This is a genomic window from Pedobacter sp. WC2501, assembly GCF_052682415.1.
In genome coordinates this window covers 6,059,000-6,082,167 of record NZ_JBQZFI010000001.1, presented here as the reverse complement: position 1 = coordinate 6,082,167, position 23,168 = coordinate 6,059,000, and the positions used below count along the sequence as shown (strand labels likewise).

At 40.1% G+C, this 23,168-nt stretch carries 16 protein-coding genes; 12 read left to right on the top strand and 4 right to left on the bottom strand.

What is annotated here, in order from left to right; translation table 11 throughout:
• Positions 1 to 301: 301 nt before the first annotated feature.
• From ACUN24_RS25355 to ACUN24_RS25325, 7 genes are all read left to right on the top strand, one after another.
• Entirely contained in the window at positions 302 to 886 is a 585-nt protein-coding gene (locus ACUN24_RS25355) for an RNA polymerase sigma-70 factor (RefSeq protein WP_315423002.1), read from the top strand.
• A 115-nt stretch (positions 887 to 1,001) separates the two neighbouring features.
• Positions 1,002 to 2,165 carry a FecR family protein gene (locus ACUN24_RS25350; protein ID WP_445565007.1) on the top strand — a complete coding sequence of 388 codons (1,164 nt, stop codon included), beginning with the start codon at positions 1,002 to 1,004 and terminating at the stop codon, positions 2,163 to 2,165.
• Between the two features lie 202 nt (positions 2,166 to 2,367).
• Entirely contained in the window at positions 2,368 to 5,841 is a 3,474-nt protein-coding gene (locus ACUN24_RS25345; RefSeq protein ID WP_445565006.1) for a SusC/RagA family TonB-linked outer membrane protein, read from the top strand.
• 23 nt (positions 5,842 to 5,864) lie between these two features.
• Complete coding sequence (locus tag ACUN24_RS25340) at positions 5,865 to 7,442, top strand: RagB/SusD family nutrient uptake outer membrane protein (protein ID WP_445565005.1); 1,578 nt, start codon at positions 5,865 to 5,867, stop codon at positions 7,440 to 7,442.
• Between the two features lie 6 nt (positions 7,443 to 7,448).
• Positions 7,449 to 8,561 carry an IPT/TIG domain-containing protein gene (locus tag ACUN24_RS25335; RefSeq protein WP_445565004.1) on the top strand — a complete coding sequence of 371 codons (1,113 nt, stop codon included), beginning with the start codon at positions 7,449 to 7,451 and terminating at the stop codon, positions 8,559 to 8,561.
• A gap of 259 nt (positions 8,562 to 8,820) precedes the next feature.
• A complete protein-coding gene (locus ACUN24_RS25330) occupies positions 8,821 to 9,369 on the top strand; it encodes a carbohydrate binding domain-containing protein (RefSeq protein WP_445565003.1) in 549 nt (182 codons plus the stop codon).
• Between the two features lies 1 nt (position 9,370).
• On the top strand, positions 9,371 to 11,143 hold the full coding sequence (locus ACUN24_RS25325) for a glycoside hydrolase family 9 protein (protein ID WP_445565002.1): 1,773 nt from the start codon (positions 9,371 to 9,373) through the stop codon (positions 11,141 to 11,143).
• A gap of 653 nt (positions 11,144 to 11,796) precedes the next feature.
• Here ACUN24_RS25325 and ACUN24_RS25320 read toward each other — a convergent pair.
• Both ACUN24_RS25320 and ACUN24_RS25315 read right to left on the bottom strand, forming a co-directional pair.
• Positions 11,797 to 13,146 carry a paraquat-inducible protein A gene (locus ACUN24_RS25320; protein WP_445565001.1) on the bottom strand — a complete coding sequence of 450 codons (1,350 nt, stop codon included), beginning with the start codon at positions 13,144 to 13,146 and terminating at the stop codon, positions 11,797 to 11,799.
• Between the two features lie 12 nt (positions 13,147 to 13,158).
• Entirely contained in the window at positions 13,159 to 14,481 is a 1,323-nt protein-coding gene (locus tag ACUN24_RS25315) for a paraquat-inducible protein A (RefSeq protein ID WP_445565000.1), read from the bottom strand.
• Between the two features lie 1,098 nt (positions 14,482 to 15,579).
• Here ACUN24_RS25315 and ACUN24_RS25310 point away from each other — a divergent pair.
• The 3 genes from ACUN24_RS25310 to ACUN24_RS25300 all read left to right on the top strand — a co-directional run bounded on the left by ACUN24_RS25310 (position 15,580) and on the right by ACUN24_RS25300 (position 18,659).
• Positions 15,580 to 17,133 (top strand): PAS domain-containing sensor histidine kinase, encoded by a 1,554-nt coding sequence (locus ACUN24_RS25310; protein WP_445564999.1) that lies wholly within the window; start codon positions 15,580 to 15,582, stop codon positions 17,131 to 17,133.
• Positions 17,126 to 17,488, top strand: a complete 363-nt coding sequence (locus ACUN24_RS25305; protein ID WP_445564998.1) for a response regulator — start codon at positions 17,126 to 17,128, stop codon at positions 17,486 to 17,488. Before ACUN24_RS25310 ends, ACUN24_RS25305 begins: the two co-directional genes overlap by 8 nt.
• Positions 17,489 to 18,014: 526 nt before the next feature.
• The gene (locus ACUN24_RS25300; protein WP_445564997.1) at positions 18,015 to 18,659 is read left to right on the top strand and encodes a hypothetical protein; all 645 of its coding nucleotides are present in this window, start codon (positions 18,015 to 18,017) and stop codon (positions 18,657 to 18,659) included.
• On the opposite strand, the gene ACUN24_RS25295 is transcribed toward ACUN24_RS25300, so the two are convergent.
• Together ACUN24_RS25295 and ACUN24_RS25290 are read right to left on the bottom strand one after the other, a co-directional pair.
• Positions 18,656 to 19,129, bottom strand: coding sequence for an ankyrin repeat domain-containing protein (locus tag ACUN24_RS25295; protein WP_445564996.1), 474 nt, complete (start codon positions 19,127 to 19,129; stop codon positions 18,656 to 18,658). The genes ACUN24_RS25300 and ACUN24_RS25295 overlap by 4 nt on opposite strands.
• A 261-nt stretch (positions 19,130 to 19,390) precedes the next feature.
• On the bottom strand, positions 19,391 to 19,948 hold the full coding sequence (locus tag ACUN24_RS25290) for a YciE/YciF ferroxidase family protein (RefSeq protein ID WP_121283660.1): 558 nt from the start codon (positions 19,946 to 19,948) through the stop codon (positions 19,391 to 19,393).
• Positions 19,949 to 20,302: 354 nt separating this feature from the next.
• Here ACUN24_RS25290 and ACUN24_RS25285 point away from each other — a divergent pair, with 354 nt between their 5' ends.
• Positions 20,303 to 20,857: a ferritin-like domain-containing protein gene (locus tag ACUN24_RS25285; protein WP_132400462.1), complete on the top strand. Its 555-nt coding sequence runs from the start codon at positions 20,303 to 20,305 to the stop codon at positions 20,855 to 20,857.
• A gap of 14 nt (positions 20,858 to 20,871) precedes the next feature.
• Positions 20,872 to 23,064 (top strand): catalase, encoded by a 2,193-nt coding sequence (locus ACUN24_RS25280; RefSeq protein ID WP_445564995.1) that lies wholly within the window; start codon positions 20,872 to 20,874, stop codon positions 23,062 to 23,064.
• Positions 23,065 to 23,168 lie beyond the last annotated feature (104 nt).

Below are 23,168 nucleotides of genomic sequence, written 5' to 3'. Positions count from 1 at the left end.
ATAGCTTTCTCGCAATGCTGATTTCCCGAGTAAATCCAAAACGTTAAGTTCTCCAGGAGAACAAACTTCGGAAGAACGATATTAGTGTCAGATGGAAACATCTGACACCACGAATACCTTCCTCATTCGTAAACCCGCATTAGAATTAGTTCAAATTTTATTGTATTTGAATCAGGATTATAGGTTAGGTTTTTAGAATCATCAAAGCAAAATGCCATAAATATCAGCATTTTAATATATCGTCAGGTCTGGCTTTATGTTCGTAGTTTTGGATTCAATTTTTTTTATAATTTTACTGGCTATGAGCAACCAACATAATCATACTGATGAAGAACTGATCGTAATGTTGAGGGAGAACGAAGTGGTTGCTTTCAAAAAAATTTATACGAAGTATTGGTATGAATTATATTTAATTACCAATAAAAGATTAAGGTCTAAAGAAGCCGCAGAAGAGATTATCCAGAATTTCTTCACAACTTTCTGGATCAATCGGGAAAAAATAAATATCAAAGGGTCTTTAAAGGCTTATCTTCACTCGGCTATCCGCTATTCAATTATTGATTATCTGGCTAAGGAAGCTACCCGGAACAATTACCTAGAATTGCTTTCATTTAGTTATCAGGAGGCTACGAATACCACTGAAGAAACCATATTTATAAAAGAGTTGGAAAACGGAATCAACGGCGTGATTTCGAAGTTACCTGCTAAATGCAGAAAGGTATTTGAACTTAGCAGGAAGGAGCATAAATCTAATAAGGAAATTGCCGAATTACTGGGACTGTCTGAAAAGACTGTAGAAAACCATATTACCAATGCCTTAAAGCACTTTAGGGTACATTATAAGGTGATTTTGATTGCTTCAGGATTTGCCTGGTTAATCCGTTAAATACAGCTGCCTGCACATCCGGGATGCATTTTAAATTTTTTTTATTTTTTTTTGGGGGGAAGGGGCAGGTTATCCGACTATACTATTAACGAACCAAATATAACTACGTATCAACATGGGCAGATCAATAGCCGTTTCCCTACTTAAAAAATATCTTTCTGGTGATTGTACTGTTAGTGAGATAAGAGAAGTAGATCAATGGTTTGATAGTATGGATGAGGTACCTGAAGACCTTGCTGGCCTTTCTGATGACCAGCGCAGGCTCGTGGAAGATAAAATTTTTGAACGCATCCTGCTCAATATCGAAGCTAAAAGTCAGCAAAAGATCATATCAATTCCTAAAAAATCAATACGTATAAGTACAGTATTTTGGGCGGCAGCATCACTTGTTGTGGTTCTGGGTGCGGTGCTAACCTGGAGATATAGTTCGCAGCTGCACCTGCAAAATCAAACTGCGAAATTACATCAATCCATTCATATAAAACCAGGTGGCAATAGGGCGGTTCTGACATTAGACGATGGATCATCAGTGGTATTAACCGAAGCCAAAATAGGTGCACTGGCCGACCAGCAAAATGTTAGTGTTGTAAAAACAGCTGAAGGTGAACTCAGCTATAAAATGCATATCGGATCTGCATCTTCAAAAATCAGCTTTAATAAGATTGCTACGCCGCTTGGCGGGAAATATAGCGTGGTTTTGCCTGATGGAAGTAAAGCCTGGTTAAATGCGAAATCAAGCTTACGTTTCCCAACTGCTTTTACGGGTGCTGAAAGAGTTGTGCAGATGACAGGCGAAGTATATTTCGAAGTAGCTAAGAATCCCAAACAACCCTTTAAGGTACAATCGGGTGGAACAGAAATTAGGGTACTGGGTACGCATTTTAACGTAATGGCTTATGACGATGAGGCGGAGCAGAAAACAACGTTAATTGAAGGCAGCATCCATTTATCATCTGGTAAATTTTCACAGCTATTGAAGCCCGGACAACAAGCACTGGTAGATCCTTTTGGCATAAACGTGAATAACAATTGCGATTTGGAAGCTGTAATGGCCTGGAGAAACGATCTTTTCATCTTTAAAGATATGGAGATCAAAGCAATTGCCAGGCAGTTGGTTCGATGGTATGATATTCAGGTTGTATTTAAAGGAACGCCTTCCAAAATATCTTATACAGGAACAATATCTAAAGATGTAGAACTTTCTGAGTTGTTAAATATGCTTCAATTCACAGGATTAAAATATGAATTGAACGGACGCGTGCTAACTATAATCGATTAAAGAAACGTAATCGGTAAAAAATAAATTTTAACCAAATAAATATTCAAACATGAGAAACTACTACAACACTGTATAATGTAAAGGAGTAACTATGCTTTTTAAGAAAAAACCGGATAGTGTTCGCAGCACATCCGGTTATTGTAAAGGTTACTTACAATCCGATTTAGACAACATTATAATTTAACCAAAACTCCATAAAGATATGAATTTATTTTTTAGGATCAGGCAGGTATTGCGCCGTGATTCTTACCAAATCTTGTTAACAATGAGACTCGTAGTGCTTTTTTTTACGCTTACACTTATGCAGGTTAGCGCTAGCAGCTTCAGTCAGAATCTAACGCTTAAACAGAATAATTCTGACATTATTTCCATCTTAAAGCAAATCGAAAAACAGAGTGGTTACCACTTGCTTTTCAGGCGTGCTGATATAGATGATAAATATAAAATAAACCTTAACGTAACCGACATGCCTATTGAGCAGGTAATGGGCGTAGTTTTAAAAAATACCAACCTTGATTTCAAAATCATCAAGAAAACAATTATTCTTAAAAAGAATACCTATTCGCCATTTACAAGTATCTCCGTTCGGGATATAGAGATTTCTGGTACTGTGAGTGATGAAAAGGGAGTAACGCTTCCCGGGGTAGCCGTTAATGTGAAGGGTACCAAACAATCAACCATGACAGATATCAATGGTAAATACAAGATTTCGCTGCCTGCCGGATCAACCACCCTCGTATTTTCTTTTGTTGGGATGGAACCCCAGGAGATTAGTCCGGGCAATAATCGTGTATTGAATGTGGTACTTAAGGCACAGACTACATCACTTTCTGATGTAGTGGTAATTGGTTACGGAGATCAAAAACGTACAGATCTTAATGGATCTATTTCGTCTGTAAAAGCTGCCGATATTGCCAATGTGCCTCAAGTCAGTATCGATCAGATGCTGCAAGGCAGGGCTTCAGGACTTACCATTACGCAAAACTCTGGTGCACCGGGTAGCAATACATCTGTACGCGTACGTGGAGTAACCTCTTTAAGCGGTAGTAATGAGCCTTTATATGTGATAGATGGTGTGCCAATTTCAGGCGATGCAGGCAATCAGAGTACCAGCGGAAGATCTCCTTTACAGGCTTCATCTTCTAATGCCAATTCGCAGACTACCGTAAGTCCGTTATCTTTGATTAATCCAAATGACATTGAGTCGATTGATGTACTAAAAGATGCATCTGCAACAGCAATATACGGAAACCGGGCTTCGAACGGGGTAATTATCATCACTACCAAAAGGGGGAGGAATGGTAATTCTTCGATAAATTATGATGGTTATTACGGTTTCCAGCGTGTAGCAAGGTATCTGGATGTAATGAATCTTCGCCAGTATGCAGCACTTCAAAACTCACTGGGTGATATTTACGGTACCGGAAGAAGAGTTGAGTTTGCAGATCCTTCAGTATTGGGAGAGGGTACCAACTGGCAAAAGGAAATATTTACAACTGCACCACAGCAGAGTCATCAGGTAGCTGTTTCTGGCGGTAAAGAAGGGTTAAACTACTACATTTCTGGTGGATACCTTGGACAGGATGGTACAGTTATCGGTTCTGATTTTCGCCGCTACAGTCTTCGGATAAATGCTGATGCCCAGGTGAAGGAATGGTTTAAACTTGGAATTACCTTAACCGGAAGCCGATCTGCAGAAAATGTAGTGACCAGTGATAATAACGGGGTTATTTACAATGCTTTACTGCAGGCTCCTGATTTAGCTGTAACTAACCTTGATGGTTCGTATACTGGTCCTTCTGTATTTGACCCACTTGCTGCCGCTGCTGCATTAAATCCGGTGGCCCAGGCCCAGCAAATCAAAAATAAATTGAACAGGAGTAACATTAATACCAATATTTATAATGAAATTAAGTTTATCAAATCATTATCGCTGAGATCAGAACTTGGAGGTGATTTTAATTTCTCCGATAATAATGTTTTTACGCCAAGCTATTCATGGGGCCGTTTTACTAATCCTACTGCATCTTTGAAGGAAAGGTATCAGCAAAGTACCTTTTTGATCTGGAAAGAATATTTTAATTATAACCAGACTTTTGGTCAAAAGCATAACATTAGTGCAATTCTGGGTTACGAGGTTCAACAGTCAAACTGGAGAGGGATTGAGGGAACGCGCCAGGGGTTTTATAGTAACGACGTGCAATCGTTGAATTTAGGCCAGGCCATAACGGCTACAAATGATGAATATATTGGTACGCAACGCCAGGAATCAATCTATGCGCGTGCCATTTATACCTATAACTCCAGATATAACCTTACTTCTACAATTAGGAGAGACAAGACTTCTAAGTTTGCCGAAGGTTCTCAGTCAGGTTATTTCCCATCATTTGCTGCTTCATGGAAATTGTCTGAAGAACCATTTATGCAGGGGATTAATAAGGTAGTAAGCGGGCTTAAGATCCGTTTGGGTTACGGACAGGTGGGTAACCAGGATGTTCCCAATTATTTATACAGTTCTTTGTTAAGATCTTCACAAACAGGTTTAGGTACAGGTTTTCTTGCCGGACGGATTGATAACAAATTATTGAAATGGCAAACCTCTATCCAATACAACGCTGGAGTTGATATGCGCTTTTTAAACGGTAAGATTAGTACGAGTATAGATGTTTATAAGAAAACATCAAAAGACTTCTTATTTCAGCTTACCCTTCCTGCCTATTTGGTAGGTGGTCCTGATTATTTAGGAGGTATTAACCCACCGTATGTAAATCTTGGAAAGATTGAAAACGTAGGCTTTGATTTGAGTATTAACTCGCACAATATTGATAAGACAAATTTTAAGTGGAATACAAGTGTAGTTCTTTCGCATTATAATAATGAGGTTAAAGAGCTTGGTAATGGCCTTACCGAACTCTTCGGAACAGTAACCAATGCTTATCTGCAATCTCCGGTTACCCGTACAGTAGTGGGAGGATCTGTAGGTGAATTTTATGGTTATAAAGTGAAGGGAATATTTAAAACAGCAGCGCAACTTCAATCCGCTCCGGTACAATTCGGGCGTACTATTGCCAATAACAGCAGTAGCACCTGGCTGGGCGATGTGCAATATGAAGATGTAAATGGCGATGGCGTAATCAATGAGAAAGACCGTACAGCGATCGGAAATCCAAATCCTAAATTCACGTATGGCATTACCAACACTTTTACTTATAAAGCTTTTGATTTTACCTTATTCCTGAACGGATCTTACGGTTCAAAAATTATGAATTTGTTAAACAATACCATGGGTAACCTGGCGGCTGTATATCAAAATCAATATGCGGCATATAGTAATTTCTGGTCACCACAAAATCCGGATTCTAATATTCCAGCACCTAAAATCGGCATTGATAATCCCAATTTGTTTGTATCCGACCGTTATGTAGAAAGTGGATCTTTTTTACGCATCCAGAACGTTAGTCTTGGTTACAGGGTACCTGCTTCATGGATTAGAAAATTTAAGTTCTCTAATTTAAAAGTTTACTCAAGTGTACAAAACCTTTACACCTTTACGAAATATAAGGGCTACGATCCGGAAATCGGAGCGATGAATCAGAGTGCCATTTTAAATAATATCGACCTGGGAAGATATCCAATTGCCAGGACCATCACTTTTGGAATAAATGCACAATTTTAGTGACCTACAATTATTTAAACAAAATGAAATCATATTTAATATACAGCTTTATTTTTATGGCCATTGTTAGCACTGGCTGTAAAAAAGACTTTTTTAATATTCCTCCACAAGATGCACTCAGTGCTGATAATTTTTATCAAAACACCGAACAGGTTCAGGCCAGTACCATTGCCTTGTACAACTCTCCGTGGTTTGATTGGAATGCCAAAGCTTCCTGGTGTATTTCTGAATTACTAAGTGGCAATGCACACACTTATTCTCCTGATGTTATCAATTTTGGAAATTTTTCTGTAACAGGAGATAATACCCAATTGGCATCTGCCTGGAATTCTCTATACAGTGTAGTTGCCCAGTCTAATGCCTTGATTAATAACCTGAAAGAAAAAGTGCCAGCAAGCGTGCCGGCACCAATAGTAAATAATGCAATTGGCGAAGCCAGATTTATGCGGGCTATGGCCTATTTTTATTTGGTAAGAACATGGGGAAATGTGCCGATTATCGAAAATAGCCTGGATCATGTAAGCAATTACCAGATTAATACCAATCCGGTAACTGATGTTTATAAGTTCATTATAAATGATCTTAAGTTTGCTGAAGAGAATTGTGATAAAATGATCAGAACCGGTTCTGTTTCTCAGGGTAAAGTATCCAGCGGATCAGCGTCTGCATTATTATCTAAGGTTTATTTATACATGCGTGATTATTCGAATGCCCGGATAAAAGCAGAACAGGTAATTAACAGTGGCGAATTTAAATTGTATGGAATAGATATTTCCAGCAAGACTTACGCCGACTTGTTTAAAACTGCCAATAATAATAACGAAGAGAGTATTGCCGCTATTCAATGGTTGGGTGGATCTTCGTATGGCCATGGTAATGCACTACAATCTTTTCTTGCATATAACTCTGAAATTACGGGTACAGGAGACGGTTACGGAAGCGTTACGCCTTCTATCGATTTGCTTACCGCTTTCGAGGCAGGCGATTTAAGGAAAAAGCCAACGGTTATGACGCAGGGAGATGTTTATCCTGAAATTAACCAAGCCAAAGGTGGCTACACTTTACCTGCCGGAGCAGTAGCTCAAGGCATGCCAGCTTTTATTAAAAAATATGTAGTAGGAACACCTGCAGATAATGGCGGTAAAGGAGCATCATTTTCGGCAGGCAATAATACTTACCTGATGCGTTATGCCGATGTATTGTTAATCGAAGCAGAGGCAGTTCTTGCAGGTGCCGATCGTACTGCTGATGATGCGGCGCTGATACCTTTTAACAAAATCAGAAAAAGGGCTGGACTCATTCCTAAAACCTCCATCACTATCCAGGATATTTATCAGGAACGCCGTATGGAATTTGTATTTGAGGCTGATTATTGGTTTGACCTAGGGCGGTTAGATGGTTTTAATGTTACTTCGCATCCTAAAGCAATTGCAATTATTACCAATCAGGAAAGAGGAATTTACAGCAACACCACACCCGTTGTAATCTGGGGGCAAAAATATACCCCAACTGATGCAAATTTTCGTTTGCCTTATCCTACAACAGAAACCATCCTAAATCCAAAATTATTATTGGCTCCGGTGCCTTACAATTTTAAATAAGCTATTATGAAAACGTTATATAAAAATACTATAGCCCTTTATCTGATTGGCATCTGCTGCATGCTGATTTTTGCTACCTCCTGCAAAAAAGACAAAGAAGGACAGGGCGCACCAAGCATTACCAGGATTCGTACTTTAGTAAGGCCGGGAGATAGTAACCTTACCCCGCTGGATTCAACGGTTACTTCCGGCGATGTTGGTGTTACTTATGTTATAGAAGGGGCAAATTTGAAATCGACCAACAAAGTCGATTTCAATGGGACATCAGCCGATCTTAATACCGCCCTTTTCAGTGATAACAGCATTGTGGTGACGATTCCGACAACTGCTACCTGGATCAATCAAACAGGGAAATTAACACTAAGCAATTCGTTCGGTACCACTTCCTTTAATTTTAGCATTAAACAACCTGCTCCGGCGATTAGTGATTTGAGTCAATTTGCTGGTAATCCCGGCGATGTAATCACCATTACCGGCTTGCGTTTTGATCAGGTATCAAGCGTTAAGTTTGGTACAACAGAAGCTAAGGTAATCTCTTCAACCAGCACTGAACTGAAGGTAACTGTTCCAACAGGTGCGCTGGGTGCAATAAGTGTTACTACTCCGGGTGGCACAGGTACTGGTCCATACGTATCCTACGATGGGGTTGTGGTTCCAATATTACTGCCATTTGGATTCAGCCATTTATTTTATGATGACGGAATAACAGCGGGTTACGATTTCAACTTCGGAGGTGCTAACGCTGACATAAATAGTACCGAGATGGTAAAACGTGGCACCCATTCAATCAAACTTACCTATACCGGAAATTACGCAGGATATGCAGTAGGCAGTAATAATGCTGTTGATCTAAGTGATAAAACCTATGTTAAGTTTTCTATTTATGGCACAGCGGGTACTGAAGGTAAAGTGGTAAAGGTTGCATTAGATGATTTTGACAACCGTAATGTAAGTGTTGTACTGCATGCTGGCAAGTGGACAAATTATGTGGTTCCATTGGATCGTTTCCAGAATGCCAGTCATCCGGGCAAACCTGCAAGTCTAAGTTGGATCGGGTTTCAGGAATTGAGTGGCAACGCACCAGAAACGATTTACCTGGATGATATTGGTGTTTACTAGTTTAATTATAGGAAATATTTCAATTTAATAAGGCTGTATCATAAATAAGTTGCTATAATTTCGTCTAAAAATTTAAGGAAATAGCTCCCTTAAGTTATCGTCATTTCGAACGGAGTGCAACGCAGCCGAGAAATCTGCTTGGATAGATCTCTCCATTTCGCTGCGCTTCAGTCGAGATGACGATCCTTTTTATTTGAAATCTGTCAATGGTAAGGGGATACAACCTCTTCCAGATTTATAATTTTAAAATAATTGATTAATGAAAGTGATAAAATATATTGTTGTCGGTATGATGATGCTGGCAGCCAGTACACATGCTTTTGCACAAAAAAACCTGGTGGTTAATGGTGGCTTCGAAAATGAGTTAGATGGGTGGGTTGATTATTCGGCAAAGGTAACGCCTTACATGTATAGTTCTGGGAAAATGAGTAGTGCTATTTTTTCTTCAGATTCTTCTAAATGGACCGGTATGCACCAGGTTGTTTCGTTGCCTAAAAATACCCAGTATATACTCATGAGTGCGAAGATTAAAGCAGATGCAGTAAGTACCGGAACAAAATCCTGGAATGGGGCATTATTTCTTTTCGAGACTCTTAACAAACAGGATGCTAAAATAGGCGAAGGAATCAATATTGCTTCAGTTACAGGCGACCAAGATTGGAAGTTATATGAAAAAGCATATATTATTCCACCGGGTGTTACGCAAATAAAATTGTTATTTGCAATGGGTTATGTAACCGGCACCATGTTCATCGATGAGGTAAGCCTGAAAGTGATTACGCAATCTGAGTTTGAAAAATATTTGTAGTATGATGAATGGCATGGTATACAGGCGGTTTTTAATATTGTTATTGCTGGTTACAACTGCAGCAACTGCTCAACAAACAGGGCTTCCCGAGATTGTTCTTGACCAGTCAGGTTATTATCCGAAGCTGGAGAAAAGTGCAGTTGTACTCCAGGCAGTTTCAGGCAATAGTTTCGAGTTGTTGTCTATGCCAGACCGAAAACCCGTGTACACAGGTGTGTTATCTGAGCCAAAGGCGACTGGCTACTCGAAAATTAAAACCAGAATAGCAGATTTTAGTACCTTCAATCAACCTGGCCAATATATAATCCGTATTCCCGGAGTTTCTGAATCCCCTGTTTTTAAGATTGCAGATGGTGTGCACCACGATCTTGCAGTGGCTGCATTAAAAGCATTTTATTATCAGCGTGCCTCATCTGCACTGGATGTAAACTATGCAGGGAAATGGAATCGTATTGCCGGGCATCCGGATACTGCAGTTTATATTCATCCCTCGGCCGCTTCTAAAAACCGGAAGGCCGATAGTAAAATTAACGTTGCTGGCGGATGGTATGATGCCGGAGATTACAATAAATATGTTGTTAATAGTGGGATCTCCACCTCAACCTTGTTTTCTGCTTATGAAGATTTTACTGCATATTTTCTTGGCCAGGAGGCACATATTCCCCATGCGAAAAACAAAGTTCCGGATATATTAACAGAGGCCGTTTACAATTTGCGATGGATGCTCAAAATGCAGGACCCTGCTGATGGTGGGGTTTATCATAAATGTACCAATCTGGATTTCGATGCCATGGTTATGCCAGATAAGGCCATATCAAAACGCTATGTAGTTGCGAAAGGTACTGCAGCTACGTTAAATTTAGCCGCTGTTACCGCACAAGCTTACCGCATTTTTAAACATTTTCCTGAACAATATCCCGGGCTGGCAGATAGTTGTCTGTTAGCTTCCAAAAGCGCCTGGCGCTGGTCGTTAAATAATCCGAACACTGTTTACGATCAGGATCTGCTCAATAAGATGTCAGACCTAAAAGTAAGCACAGGCACCTATGGAGATAAGGACTTAGAAGATGAATGGACCTGGGCCTCGGCCGAACTATTAGCCTCAACCGGAGAACAGGCGTATTTTGATGCTTTTTTTTTCCGTTTAAATGCTCCGGTAAGCCTACCCAGCTGGAGTAATGTAGGCATACTGGGATATTATACATTGATTAGATGCGAGGGGCAGCTTCCTGAGCGTTACAAAAGTGTAACCAGTATTCTGAAGAAGAAAATACTTACACTTGCTGATCGCTACTTAGTTGATTTTAACACAGGCCCATATCATACCGTAATCGGCGCCTCGCTTTACGACTTTGCATGGGGAAGTAATTCTTCAGCTATGAATCAAAGCATATTACTGATTAATAGTTATTTATTTTCCAAAAAGGACGCTTATCTCGATGCTGCGGTTAGTAATTTGGATTATATTCTGGGTAAAAACGCAACTGGTTATTCTTTTGTAACGGGTATAGGTTACAAATCACCGCTGCATCCGCATCATCGCCTTTCATTTGCAGATGGTATTGCCGAACCTATTCCGGGCATGCTGGTGGGAGGACCTAACCGGGAAAAACAAGATGGACTAAAATATGATTCCGAACCGGAAACATCATACCTGGATGATGTCAACTCTTATGCAAGTAATGAAATTGCCATCAATTGGAATGCCCCATTGGTATATGTAGTAAATGCAATGGAGTATCTTGAAAAGGGGATGAAACAAGGAATAAAATAACCGTAGTTACAAAACTAGTCCATTTCATGGAACGAGGAATGAGTGAGGACTTGAAGAGATAGCGGGACTATAGTCTGCTACAGGAGTTGAACTGCTCATTTCCAAAATCTTTAATCAATGCTGCTCTTTGTGTCGATCTATTTTCAGCTGCATATTTGCTGTCTATTTTTTGGAAAGCAGCGTCTGTAGCTTTTTTTAATGTTATTCGGGCTTTCCGTTATAGTCCCGATGAAAAATCGGGAGCTGCCACTTCAATCCCGTTTAGTTAGTTGGGTTTGTGCTGCTATTTGGGCTTGCATGGTGCCTAACTGTACCTCCCGTTAATCATAAACCCGATAGAACGGAAAGCCCACAGCGCAGCGAGGACTTGAAGCGATAGCGGGACTATAGTCTGCCACAGGAGTTGAACTGCTCATTTCCAAAATCTTTAATCAATGCTGCTCTTTGTATCAATCTGCTTGATAACTATTTTATTAAATACTATTATCCGGACAAGCAGACGCTTTGGCCAGTGCGATTTGGTATTTTGACCAGATGAGTTTGAGGGTATTTCACTAATATACGGTCAAAAAGCTTTTATTGATGCTCTGGCTTAATGCCCATGCTTTTGGTTAGCCAATAATTATGCCTATTCATTTGTCCTAAAATTTCTGCTAATTGCATGGGCCATTTTGTTCATCTATGCGCTTTAGAATGGAAGATAAGATGATGTTATAAGCTACATAAGCAACAAATATGAAGAAGCCCAGCTGTAGCGCGGAGTTGTTTACAGTAACTACTTTTAAGGCTTCAGTATTGATATTAAGCCCTGATAACTGGCTTTTTAAGATCCCGTTAAGACCAATATAGGTCATGGCTATCCCGACTACCATAACGTCAGCCATATCCCATTTGCCGAGGTCGAATGCCAGAAAACGGATAAATTTTGAATCGCCCAGTAATTTGCTGCAAGATACCTGCAGCCCACGGGCAATAAGACGTAACAGCGGCAATATCACCACAAAGAGCATAAGCAGTATACCAACCAATACCGCATCTGGTTTAGGTTGTTCTACCAATGTACCAATAATACCCAATATGCTCTGACTTTGAAAAAAGAGCACCTGATTGTTGAAAACAAGTCTTTCTCCAAGCAATGCAAATTCAAGGGTCTTAATCCTGGCATCTACTTCAATAATAGGCGAAGATACGCCTACCGCAAGTAAAATAAAGGCAAAAAGCAATGAGATCACAAAAAGGCTAACCTCACTGTCTACCCGCCTGCGCAACATTAGCCAGAGCAGTAGGGCGATAATGATGCAAGCGGTCATACCTATTGCATATTGATAGCTTAATCCCTTAATCTGCTTAAGTTTTGCATTTACAGCTTTGTCAAAAGCAGTTGCATTGTTTACTTTATATTTTTGATAAATGTTATGTTCTACCGACGAGATGGTTTGATCACTCAGGTCGTAAGTTTGTGCTTCCAGTTCATTAAGTTTTCCTACTGCTACAGATTTTAACTTTTTCAGGCTTTTAGGGCTGGTTACTTTGGTAACAATGGTACGGGAGAAGGATGGAACCAGCGCATGGATCTCTTTTACATCGACAAATGTATTGAAAGCAAGTTTTTTAAGTTTCGCTCCAAGCCCTTTCTGAGGCCTTGTAAATTCAGCCACAGCTTTATTAACCATACCATGCAGCTGTTCCTCAACTTCTTGCTGCATATCAGCTTTCTGGCTTTTAGTGAGGTTAAAGCCCTTTACCCGGCGATCAACCACAGCTGATATTTTATCTCCCCAACGGTCAACCGAAAATATACCAAAAGTGATGTTGTTCGAAAGACTATAATCTTCCTTAATGTGTTTCTGCTCGTAGGCAAGTGCCCGGAAGCGGTATCCACAGTATGCTGCAGCCACTAACAACAGAGAAAGCGCTGCAATCAGGATAAAAGACGCTGATCCAGATCGATTTTGCTTAACCTGCTGAGGAGTACTGATGTTATCTTTTTGCAATTCGCTCATTCATTTTCGGATTTAATGCACGTCGTGCGGAGTAATAGATTTAAGGATTGTTGAAAGGATCAATCCGTAAAGTACAAAACAGATAAAAATAATGTAGCCCGGTTGCAGCGCAGTGTTATTGGTCGTAAGGATAGTAAGCGAATCATTATTGATATTTAATGCCCGTAACTGGTTTTCAAGAAGTCCGTTAAGGCCAATGTATGCCATTAAGATAGCAATTACAATCACATCTGCCATGCTCCATTTCCCTGATTGAAAAGCAAAATACCTGATGATCCTGTTTTCTGCCCACCGCTTGCCACCAAGTAGGTGCACACCTGTTGACGTTAGCTTAACTACCGGGAACAGGATACTGAAAACCAGGATCAATACACCAACCAGAACAGAATCTATTGCCGATTGGCTGATCAGTACCCGAACGACATCCATAATACTCTTGCTCTGGAAAAAGAGTACCTGGTCACTAAAAACAACGTGTTCACCAAGTAAAACAAAATCTAAAGAGCGGATCCTGGCGTCAACCTCAATCATAGATGCAGTTAAGCCCACAGCTAAAAGGATGAAGGCGAAAAGTAACGACATAATGAAAAGCGTGGTATGTAAATCTCTGCGTTTGCGTAACAGCCACCAGAATGCAAGTACTACAATTACACAGCTTAACATGCCAAAACAGTAGTAGTAGGTTTGTTGCCGAATGCTGCTTAATGTACTGCTGAGCTTTTGGTTTAGCTGTTGATTAGAAGACACATTATACTGGTGGTAAATTTTTTTCAGTATGGCATTGTTTGCAACAAATGCAGTATCCTGGCTTTCCTCTTTAGCTATTTCATTAAACTCGCCCAAAGCCATTCGGCCTAGTTGCTTTTTATTTTTTGGATTATCTATTTCCGCAATAATTTTTCTGGCAAATGCAGGTACCTGCGCACGGATACTATCTGAATTGACAAAATTTTTGATAGCAAATTTTTGGATCTTGCCACTGATTGTTTTTTTGGGTTTGTTTACCAGGGCTTCTGCCTTATCAATAAGTGCCAGCAATACCTGCTCAACTTCAGCCTGTAGTATCTTTTTTTGTTTGCTGGTTATTTTAAGACTGGAAACCTGGTGGTGGACAATGTCGGCTACCTTATCTTTCCACTGTTGTACAGAGAACAGCCCATAGGTAATGTTATTTACCCTGGAATAATCATGTTTAATCTGTTCCTGTTTTTTCGATAGTTCATGCAGCCTGAAACCGAAAAAGCCTTCGGCCACAAGCAGTACGCCTAATGCAAGGATTAGCAAAATGCGGTAAATAAGCTTTCCTTCTGCAGGTTTGTTGATTATTTTTTTCAATCTGTGCGTTAAAATAGTGATTACATCTCCCCGAAAGGAACTATTTGCAGATAAACATTAATTTTTGGAAAAATGTTTTAGCCCTTTTTAAGCCAGCATAAAAAGATCATTTATAACCTGAGTTCGATTAATGTACTTTAATTTGGGTTATTTGGCGCCTTGTATGAACGGTCGTCACCCTGAACTTGTTTCAGGGGCTTTATAGTAAGGCGGTTTAGCAGGAAAGATGCTGAAATAAATCCGATAGCTAGCTATCGGATCAGCATGACGAAACGGCTAACCAATTCGTCCTAATAAAGTACATTAATTTTTAAACATTAATCGAACTAAGGTTTATAGTTATGGGTTCAGTTTTGCAGGGCACGCTATTAGGTCAATGTCATTAAGTAATGAATAAATCATAAAACATGTCACCCTGAGCGTAGTCGAAGGGCATTTATTCGCGATTTATTAATCTAAAGAGTCTTGGACTACCTACCATTGGCAGACTCCAATAGAATGGTCGTCATTCCCGCGCATGCGGGAATCTTAAAGCGCTTGCATTACGATTATTCATAAGTTTCCTTCGTTTCAAAGGCATTCATGAGCACTCCGTGGTTCCCAATCGGGTTGGGAATGACGATCTCACGCAGCCTACTATTTTGCCAAAAAGATCTGTCTTTTATATTGATTTTATGAAATAATTACTCCTCAGACTGACGATCTCGGTGTTTAACTTAGGCTGCCGGTAACCCCGGCAGCCGGATCGATTTTCAACTAACCGATTTTATAGTTTTTAGGTAGATGTGGGGTTTTAACAGATGTAGTTTCTGAATTGTTTTGAAAAAATTATTTTAGCAGGATATTTTAAACTAATTGTATTTCAGAATGCTGCTAAACCAAGCAAGTGTAGGAGGAAATATTCTTGGTTTATCTATTTTTATCCCACAGATATGATCTCAAACAGTCTTCCATACTTTAGCAATTTTACTGCATTTTAGTTGTGAAGAAAAAAACAAAATATCGCTTAATGGGTTATAAGATGGATTTAATTCATTAAGCGTGATTAAATCACTATTTAAAATATAAGTCAGATACTCACATTTTTATACTGATCAATTGGAAACATCTAATAATCGAAAATTCGAACTTTCAGGAAATGCAGGCGCATCTAATTTCCAGCTGATGACCATGGCATTAGATGCCTCTATTTCTGGCATTATTATCACCGATAATACCCAGCCAGATAACCCAATTATCTATTGCAATAAGGCCTTTGAAAATATTACAGGATATTCCAGGAAAGAGATTATAGGTCATAACTGCCGGTTTCTGCAGGCGCAAGACCGAAACCAGAAAGAAAGGGCAATTTTAGCCAAATGTATTACCGCAGGTGAAGAATGCCGGGTAGAAATCAGGAACTATAAAAAGAATGGCGACCTGTTCTGGAACGAACTTTATATGTCGCCGGTTAAAAATCCGGACGGCGAGGTGACCCATTTTATAGGTGTTCAGAATGATATAACTTCGAGAAAGAATTCGGAGGAAGATCTGCGACAGCAGAAATTGGTAATGGAAAAGAGGATCAAGGAACGCACAAAGGAACTTCATGAAAGTGAAGCATTCCTTTCGAGTATTATTGAAACAGTACGCGAAGGACTTTTAGTGCTCGATCCTGAATTTAATGTATTGAGTGCAAACTATCATTTTCTGAGAACTTTTAAGGTAAGTAAGGAAGAAACGGTAGGTCGTCAGTTATATGATTTGGGTAACCATCAGTGGGATATTCCAAAGCTCCGCGATTTGCTCGTTAAAATCCTGCCAACCAATAATCCTGTTGTAGATTTTGAGGTTGAGCATGATTTTCCACACATTGGGAGGAAATTAATGCTCCTGAATGCATACCGGGTAGAATTTGAAGGACAATTTAAAGATCAGATCCTACTGGCGATTGAAGATATTACTGAAAGGCGTGAAGTAGAAATCAGGAAGGATGATTTTTTATCTATCGCCAGTCACGAACTTCGCACGCCGCTAACGACCATAAAAGGTTATGTGCAGCTGTTGGAACGCGCGATGCCAGAAAATGCTGGTGAAAAATTTTTGTCGACTTTTCGGAAAGTATCTGTGTATGTAGAACGGTTAAACTCGCTAATTAGTGAGCTGCTCGACGTTTCGCGTATCCAAAGTGGTAATATGGAACTGCACATGGCAAAATTCGATTTTGACAACATGATTGCAGAAGCCGTTGACGGTATGCGTGCTACGGTTCCCAAGCATCAAATTGTACTGAATGGCCATACTGGTGCAGAAGTAATGGCTGATGAGTCGCACATCGCCCAGGTAGTAAGCAACCTTTTGTCAAATGCCATTAAATATGCGCCTGATTCTGATAAAATTGAAGTGAATATCGCCAATGTAAGTGATTATGTAAAGGTATCTGTAAGGGATTTTGGCCTGGGAATGAGCCCTGAAGACAGGAAAAAGGTTTTTGATCGGTTTTACCGGGGAGTAGAAATCCAGAAGAAATTTCCAGGGATGGGGATAGGTCTCTATATCTGCGACCAGATTATTAAAAACCATAACGGCACCCTTTGGGTAGATAGCGAAATAGGCAAAGGTTCTATATTTAGTTTTACTTTACCTAAGTCAGGAAAGGAACCGAATGGATAAAAAGAAAATCATAATCTGCGATGATGATGAAGGGATTATTGATGTGTTGGAAATGATTCTGGAGGAAGTAGGACATACGGTGATTTCGGTTAACGATAGTTTAAAAGTGCAGTCGGTTATAGATAAGGAACAACCAGATTTATTGATCCTTGATTTGTGGATGCCAAGGCTTTCAGGACAGGAGGTACTGAAGCAATTAAGAAGCCATTCAGGCCATAACAACCTGCAGGTTATTGTAATTTCAGCCAGCAGGGATGGAGAACAGATTGCAAATGATGCGGGTGCAAATCAATTTATTGCCAAACCTTTCGATTTGAACAATATTTTAGATTCGGTTAATGCCCTGCTTAATTAAAAGAGATTAGAACGTTGTTTTGGTTTTAGATTCTTCTGGTCTGCAAAGTCAATTCTATGGTATTTATAGGATGATAATAGAATTAATAGTTTAACAATTATATATAAAGTGAGGAGCTTGAAATCCTCAACTATTGTTTAAGATAATCCGGAGTACGTTTTCCCTTTTTTTATTTGAATGATTCTCTTCCCGATCATCATATACAATTTATTTCAGCTGTTAGGTTTCTTCATTGCTTCGTGCCTCGCAATGAAGACTTTTCTATTAAAATCAGCCAGTGAAAGCGGAATTATATGTCCCTGGTTCGTGGAGACACGAACCAATAGCTTTTCCTATAAACTTTTAAGAACTCTACGTTAAGGACTCCTGACTAATTATTCCGGCTCTTATCACCATCAAAGATCTGCTGCATCAGCTTATCCCAGGCGAAAGGATTAAGTAGCGGATTGGTTTGAACCATGTTTCTTGTAATTTTTTTGGCTATTACACACCTGGGCTTATCATGTTTTTGATAAATAATCAAACCATGCGTAAGAACACATGGTTCTATAGAGAAAAGACAATGAAAAAATTAAATAACAGCCTGGTGCCTCAACAGGTTATCGGAAGCCAAATGGATGTGGTTGAACAACGTAAATTGAGCAGCCTCATTCAGGCTCAGGAATTTTTCTCAGCAGCTGCAAAAAGATTACTTGCAGTAAATGAATGGGGTAAAATCTCCGGACTTTCAGACTTTAAGATTTTTGCGCCTGATGGAACAGAAGCTATTCGATCAGCCCAGGAAGGGGATTTTATTAGAATAGATATCCCTGGCCCCGGGCCATTATCTGGGGGTGGATTTGATTGGGTGAAGATTGAAGAAATCGGAAGCGAGCATGATGGTGACCAGGAAATAATCAGCATGCGTGTCCGGCCATGTCCTTCACCTTTTAATCAAGATGAACAGACTGCTCATTTTTTAAAAGACCATGCCACTTCTACCTTTACTATCCGCCGAGATAGAATTACCGTATGGGCAGAGGAGCATGGCAGGAACGAAGTGGCGAATACGGATGAAGGAAATTTAATTGATAGGACACGGAATCTCATTGTTGGTTTTAGTGCAAAGCTTGGTTTATCCTATCCTCAATGGAAATTGTTGGTAAAAGGACTGCTTGATGGCAGACCTTAATGTTGTAAAATTGCGAGTCCTTCTTCATTGCCCTGCATGGCTGCAAGCTCTGCGGCACGCTGTCCGCGGATATCGGTAAGCGAAGGATCTGCACCATTTTTAAGTAAGAGTTTCAGCAGATCGTTCCTGCCGAACATGGCTGCAAACATAAGCGCGGTTCCGCCATTTCCATGTTGGAGATCTAATTTTGCACCCTTGGCGATCAGCAGTTCTGCAATGGGCAGGTAACCCTTAAAGCAAACACCCATCAGCGCGGTATTGCCACCATAGTCTGCAGCATCTATATCTGCTCCTGCATCTAAGAGTATCTCTGCACTTGATAAACGATTATTATAACAGGCGATGATTAATGGGGTATAACCTTTCTCATCTCTGGCATCAACGTTGGCTCCCCTTTTGATCAGCTCTTTTAATACTTCAGTTTCTCCTTGTCTTGCTGCGGGTATAATCAATAAGTCTAAATTTTCCATGTAAACATAACTGTACTTGTAGAGAAAAGGTTTTCACTATGTCATTCTGGTTTTTATTATGTCATTCTGAATGCAATGAAGAATCTTTCTCTTTTTGGTCGTAATTTCAACAATTATTTCAATTAGTGTTTTAGTTGCACATTAGTTAATTCTGCTGAAGTATCTTTTTGCAAAAAAAAGACCCTGAAATAAATTCAGGGTGACGACCAGGAAAATAAAACAGAATAAACAATAAAAGGCTCCGAAGAGCCTTTTTATCGCTTATTCTGTTACCGCTTCCGCATTAACTGCATTAACCGCTATTTCGGTCAAGGCTACATCTGTTGCCTTTTCATTTTCGAGCGTTTGTGTAAGGAGTTCAGCTACATCATTGTGGCCAATATTCTCTGCAAATACCCTTAAAGTTCCGTAGGTTGCAATTTCATAATGCTCAACTTTTTGAGCAGCAAGAATAAGCCCGGCATCGCGGATCATGGTACCTTTATCAGTATCAGCGATAATTCCGTCTGCCTCTTCCAGTAAACCGGCCATGGCATCACATTTTTTTGCAGTCGCTTTTTCTCCTAAAAGGCTAAATACTTCTTCAAGGGTGCTGATATGTTGCTCAGTTTCCTGGGTATGCTTTTCAAAAGCGGCTGCAAGCTCCGGGCTCGTAGCAGCCTTCTTCATTTTCGGCAGTGCTTTAGCAAGGTGCTTTTCTGCCCAATAAATATCTTTTAACTCATCTACAAAAAAATCATGGAATTCTGAATTCTCAATTTTTCCTGTTTTACCTGTAGGTTTCGCGGTTTTCTTTGCCGGTGTTTTTGTAGTTGCCATAATTATATTTTTAATAGGTTCTTTATTATAGAACAGGATAAAATTGTGGATGGTTTTGAGTTTTTTACTTGTTTGTATTTTTCTATGCTAAAACCTTTTATTATTTCTTTCTAACCAACAGAGCTCCTCTAAAATTTTTCATTAAAAATGGGACTCATCACTAAATTTTAATGAAGCTCACGGTATCAGCTCGGCAGGTTATTTCCCGGTTTTTGAAGTGAAGGTTACGCCGGGTAGCTATCTTTTATTAAAACACGTATTAAAACGCGGATAAATTTCGGAAACTAAATAGCAAAATATAGGGTTCTATTAGATGATGGTCAACGACGAAACATCTTAAACATAAAACATACCATGAAAAAACAAGACAGCGGCAGTAAACCAAAACTTAGCGCTAAAGATACGGTAGCGGCTTCTCCGGCCTTGAAAGAACTCTTTAAAGATGGAATCTGTGATCTTTACTGGGCCGAGAATCATTTGGTTAAAAATTTGCCTAAAATGATTTCCAGCGCAACATCACCAGTACTCAAAGGCGCAATTGAATCACATCTTACTGAAACTAAAGGACATGTAGCCAGGCTTGAAAAGGTATTTGAACTCCTTGGAGAAAAACCCATAGCAAAAAAATGTGATGCGATGGAAGGATTGAGTAAAGAGGGGGAAAGTATCATTGAAGAAACGGAGGCTGGAACAGCGACCCGGGATGTGGGCATTATATTAGCCAGCCAAAAAGTAGAACACTACGAAATTGCTTCTTACAGTGGGCTTTTCCAATTGGCAACAACATTGGGTTTAACAGAAATTGCGGATTTACTTGAACAAACACTTGCAGAAGAAAAACTTGCCGACGTAAAGCTTAATGATATTGCTCAGAATGAAATTAACTATAAAGCAGCTGAAGAGGCTTAAGAAAGGGAAAAAAAATGGCAAAAAAAACAACAGTAAAAGATACCAGTCCGATAAAACAGGACAATGATAAAACAGCAAAACTTGAGGCCTTTGTTGCAGATGCTACCGGTGAAAAACTCACCACCAATCATGGAGTCAAAATAAATGATGATCAGAATTCGCTTAAAGCTGGCGATCGTGGCGCAACATTGTTAGAAGATTTTATATTACGGGAAAAGATTACCCATTTCGACCATGAGCGGATACCCGAGCGTGTTGTACATGCCAGGGGTTCCGGAGCGCATGGCGTATTCAAGGTTTATGAGGATATGTCTGACATTACAAGGGCAGCTTTCCTTTGCGATCCGGGCCAGGAGACGCCTGTTTTTGTTAGGTTTTCAACTGTAGCAGGATCAAGAGGTTCTACCGATCTTGCCCGTGATGTTCGTGGTTTTGCGGTAAAGTTTTATACTCAGGAAGGTAATTTTGACCTTGTAGGGAACAATATGCCTGTATTTTTTATTCAGGATGCAGTTAAATTCCCTGATTTAGTGCATGCTGTTAAGCCCGAGCCAGACAATGAAATGCCCCAGGCTGCATCTGCACATGATACTTTTTGGGATTTCATCTCCTTTATGCCCGAATCTGCCCACATGATTATGTGGCTGATGAGTGACAGGGCTATTCCAAGAAGCTACCGGATGATGGAAGGTTTTGGGGTACATACTTTCCGCTTTGTTAATGCATCGGGGGTGGCAAGTTTTGTGAAATTTCACTGGAAACCACTGCTGGGTGTACATTCTGTTGCATGGGATGAAGCGCAGAATATTTCAGGAAAAGATCCTGACTTTCACAGAAGGGATCTTTGGGATGCAATAGAAGCGGGTGCCTTTCCGGAGTGGGAACTTGGCGTTCAGATTGTTGCAGAAGAAGATGAATTTAAGTTTGGCTTCGACTTATTGGACCCAACTAAATTAATTCCTGAAGAGCTGGTTCCTGTGCAGCGCATTGGAAAAATGACTTTAAACCGCAATCCCGATAATTTTTTCGCAGAAACTGAACAGGTTGCTTTTCATGTCGGGCATGTTGTTCCGGGAATAGATTTTACCAACGACCCGCTTTTACAGGGAAGGTTATTTTCTTATACTGATACGCAACTGATCAGACTAGGCGGGCCAAATTTTCACGAGATTCCGATTAACAGACCTGTTGTGCCTGTAAATAATAACCAACGCGACGGCTATATGCGCCAAACCATAAACCGCGGGAAGACCAGTTATGGTCCTAATGGAATAGCTGCAAACGATCCACAACAGGCTACAGCAGCAGATGGCGGTTTTGTAAGTTATAACGAACGCATTGATGCGAAGAAGATCCGTGCAAGAAGCAGGAGCTTTTTCGATCACTTTTCGCAAGCGAGGTTGTTTTTTAATAGTCAGTCTGATGCTGAAAAAAACCACCTTACAGATGCCTTAAGCTTTGAGCTGGGCAAGGTAAAAACGGTTGCGGTAAGGGAACGCATGCTTGGCTTACTCAACCATGTCGACAAAGGGCTTGCAGCAGCAGTAGCTTATGCACTTGGGCTTCACGTTCCCGTTATTCCTCTGGAAGAACTAAATGGCAGCGTGCCGGCAGACGCTGATCCTGCTGATTATAGCCCCGAACAGAAAGAAGGAGAACTTGTAAAATCGGAGGCATTAAGCATGTCCGGAACGCTTAAGGATAGCATTGCTACCAGAAAAATAGCCATCCTGGCGGCAGATGGGGTAGATGGTAAATCGCTCAGTCAAGTAAAGGATGCGCTTATTGCTCAAGGTGCAGTTGTGCACATTATTGCGCCAAAACTGGGTGCTATCATCTCACAGGAAGATCAGCAGATCAATGTTGATGAGAGTTTCCTTACGGCTGCCTCGGTACTTTACGATGCCGTATATCTGCCGGGAGGAACGAACAGTTCTGCTACATTAGAAGCAGAAGCTAATGCGGTACATTTTCTGAACGAAGCCTTCAAACACTGTAAGGCGATAGCTGCTGATGCTACAGCAATACAAGTTTTAGAGGCTACCTATTTCTATAAAAAACTTCCGGATGAATATTCGGAGGAAACTGTTCTTCGTGAAGGGATAATGGTTTCAGACGATCTTTCTTCTTTAGTAGACTTGTTTATCAGGATGATTGCCCAGCACAGATTTTGGGACCGGGAAGTGCCGAGAAAAATTCCGGCATAGCATGCCGTTTAATTTTAGAACAATATAATTTAAACATCATTTCAACCAGGTAAATTTAGCCTGGTTGTTTTTTTTTAAATAAAACCAAACTGCCAAAGGTTTTA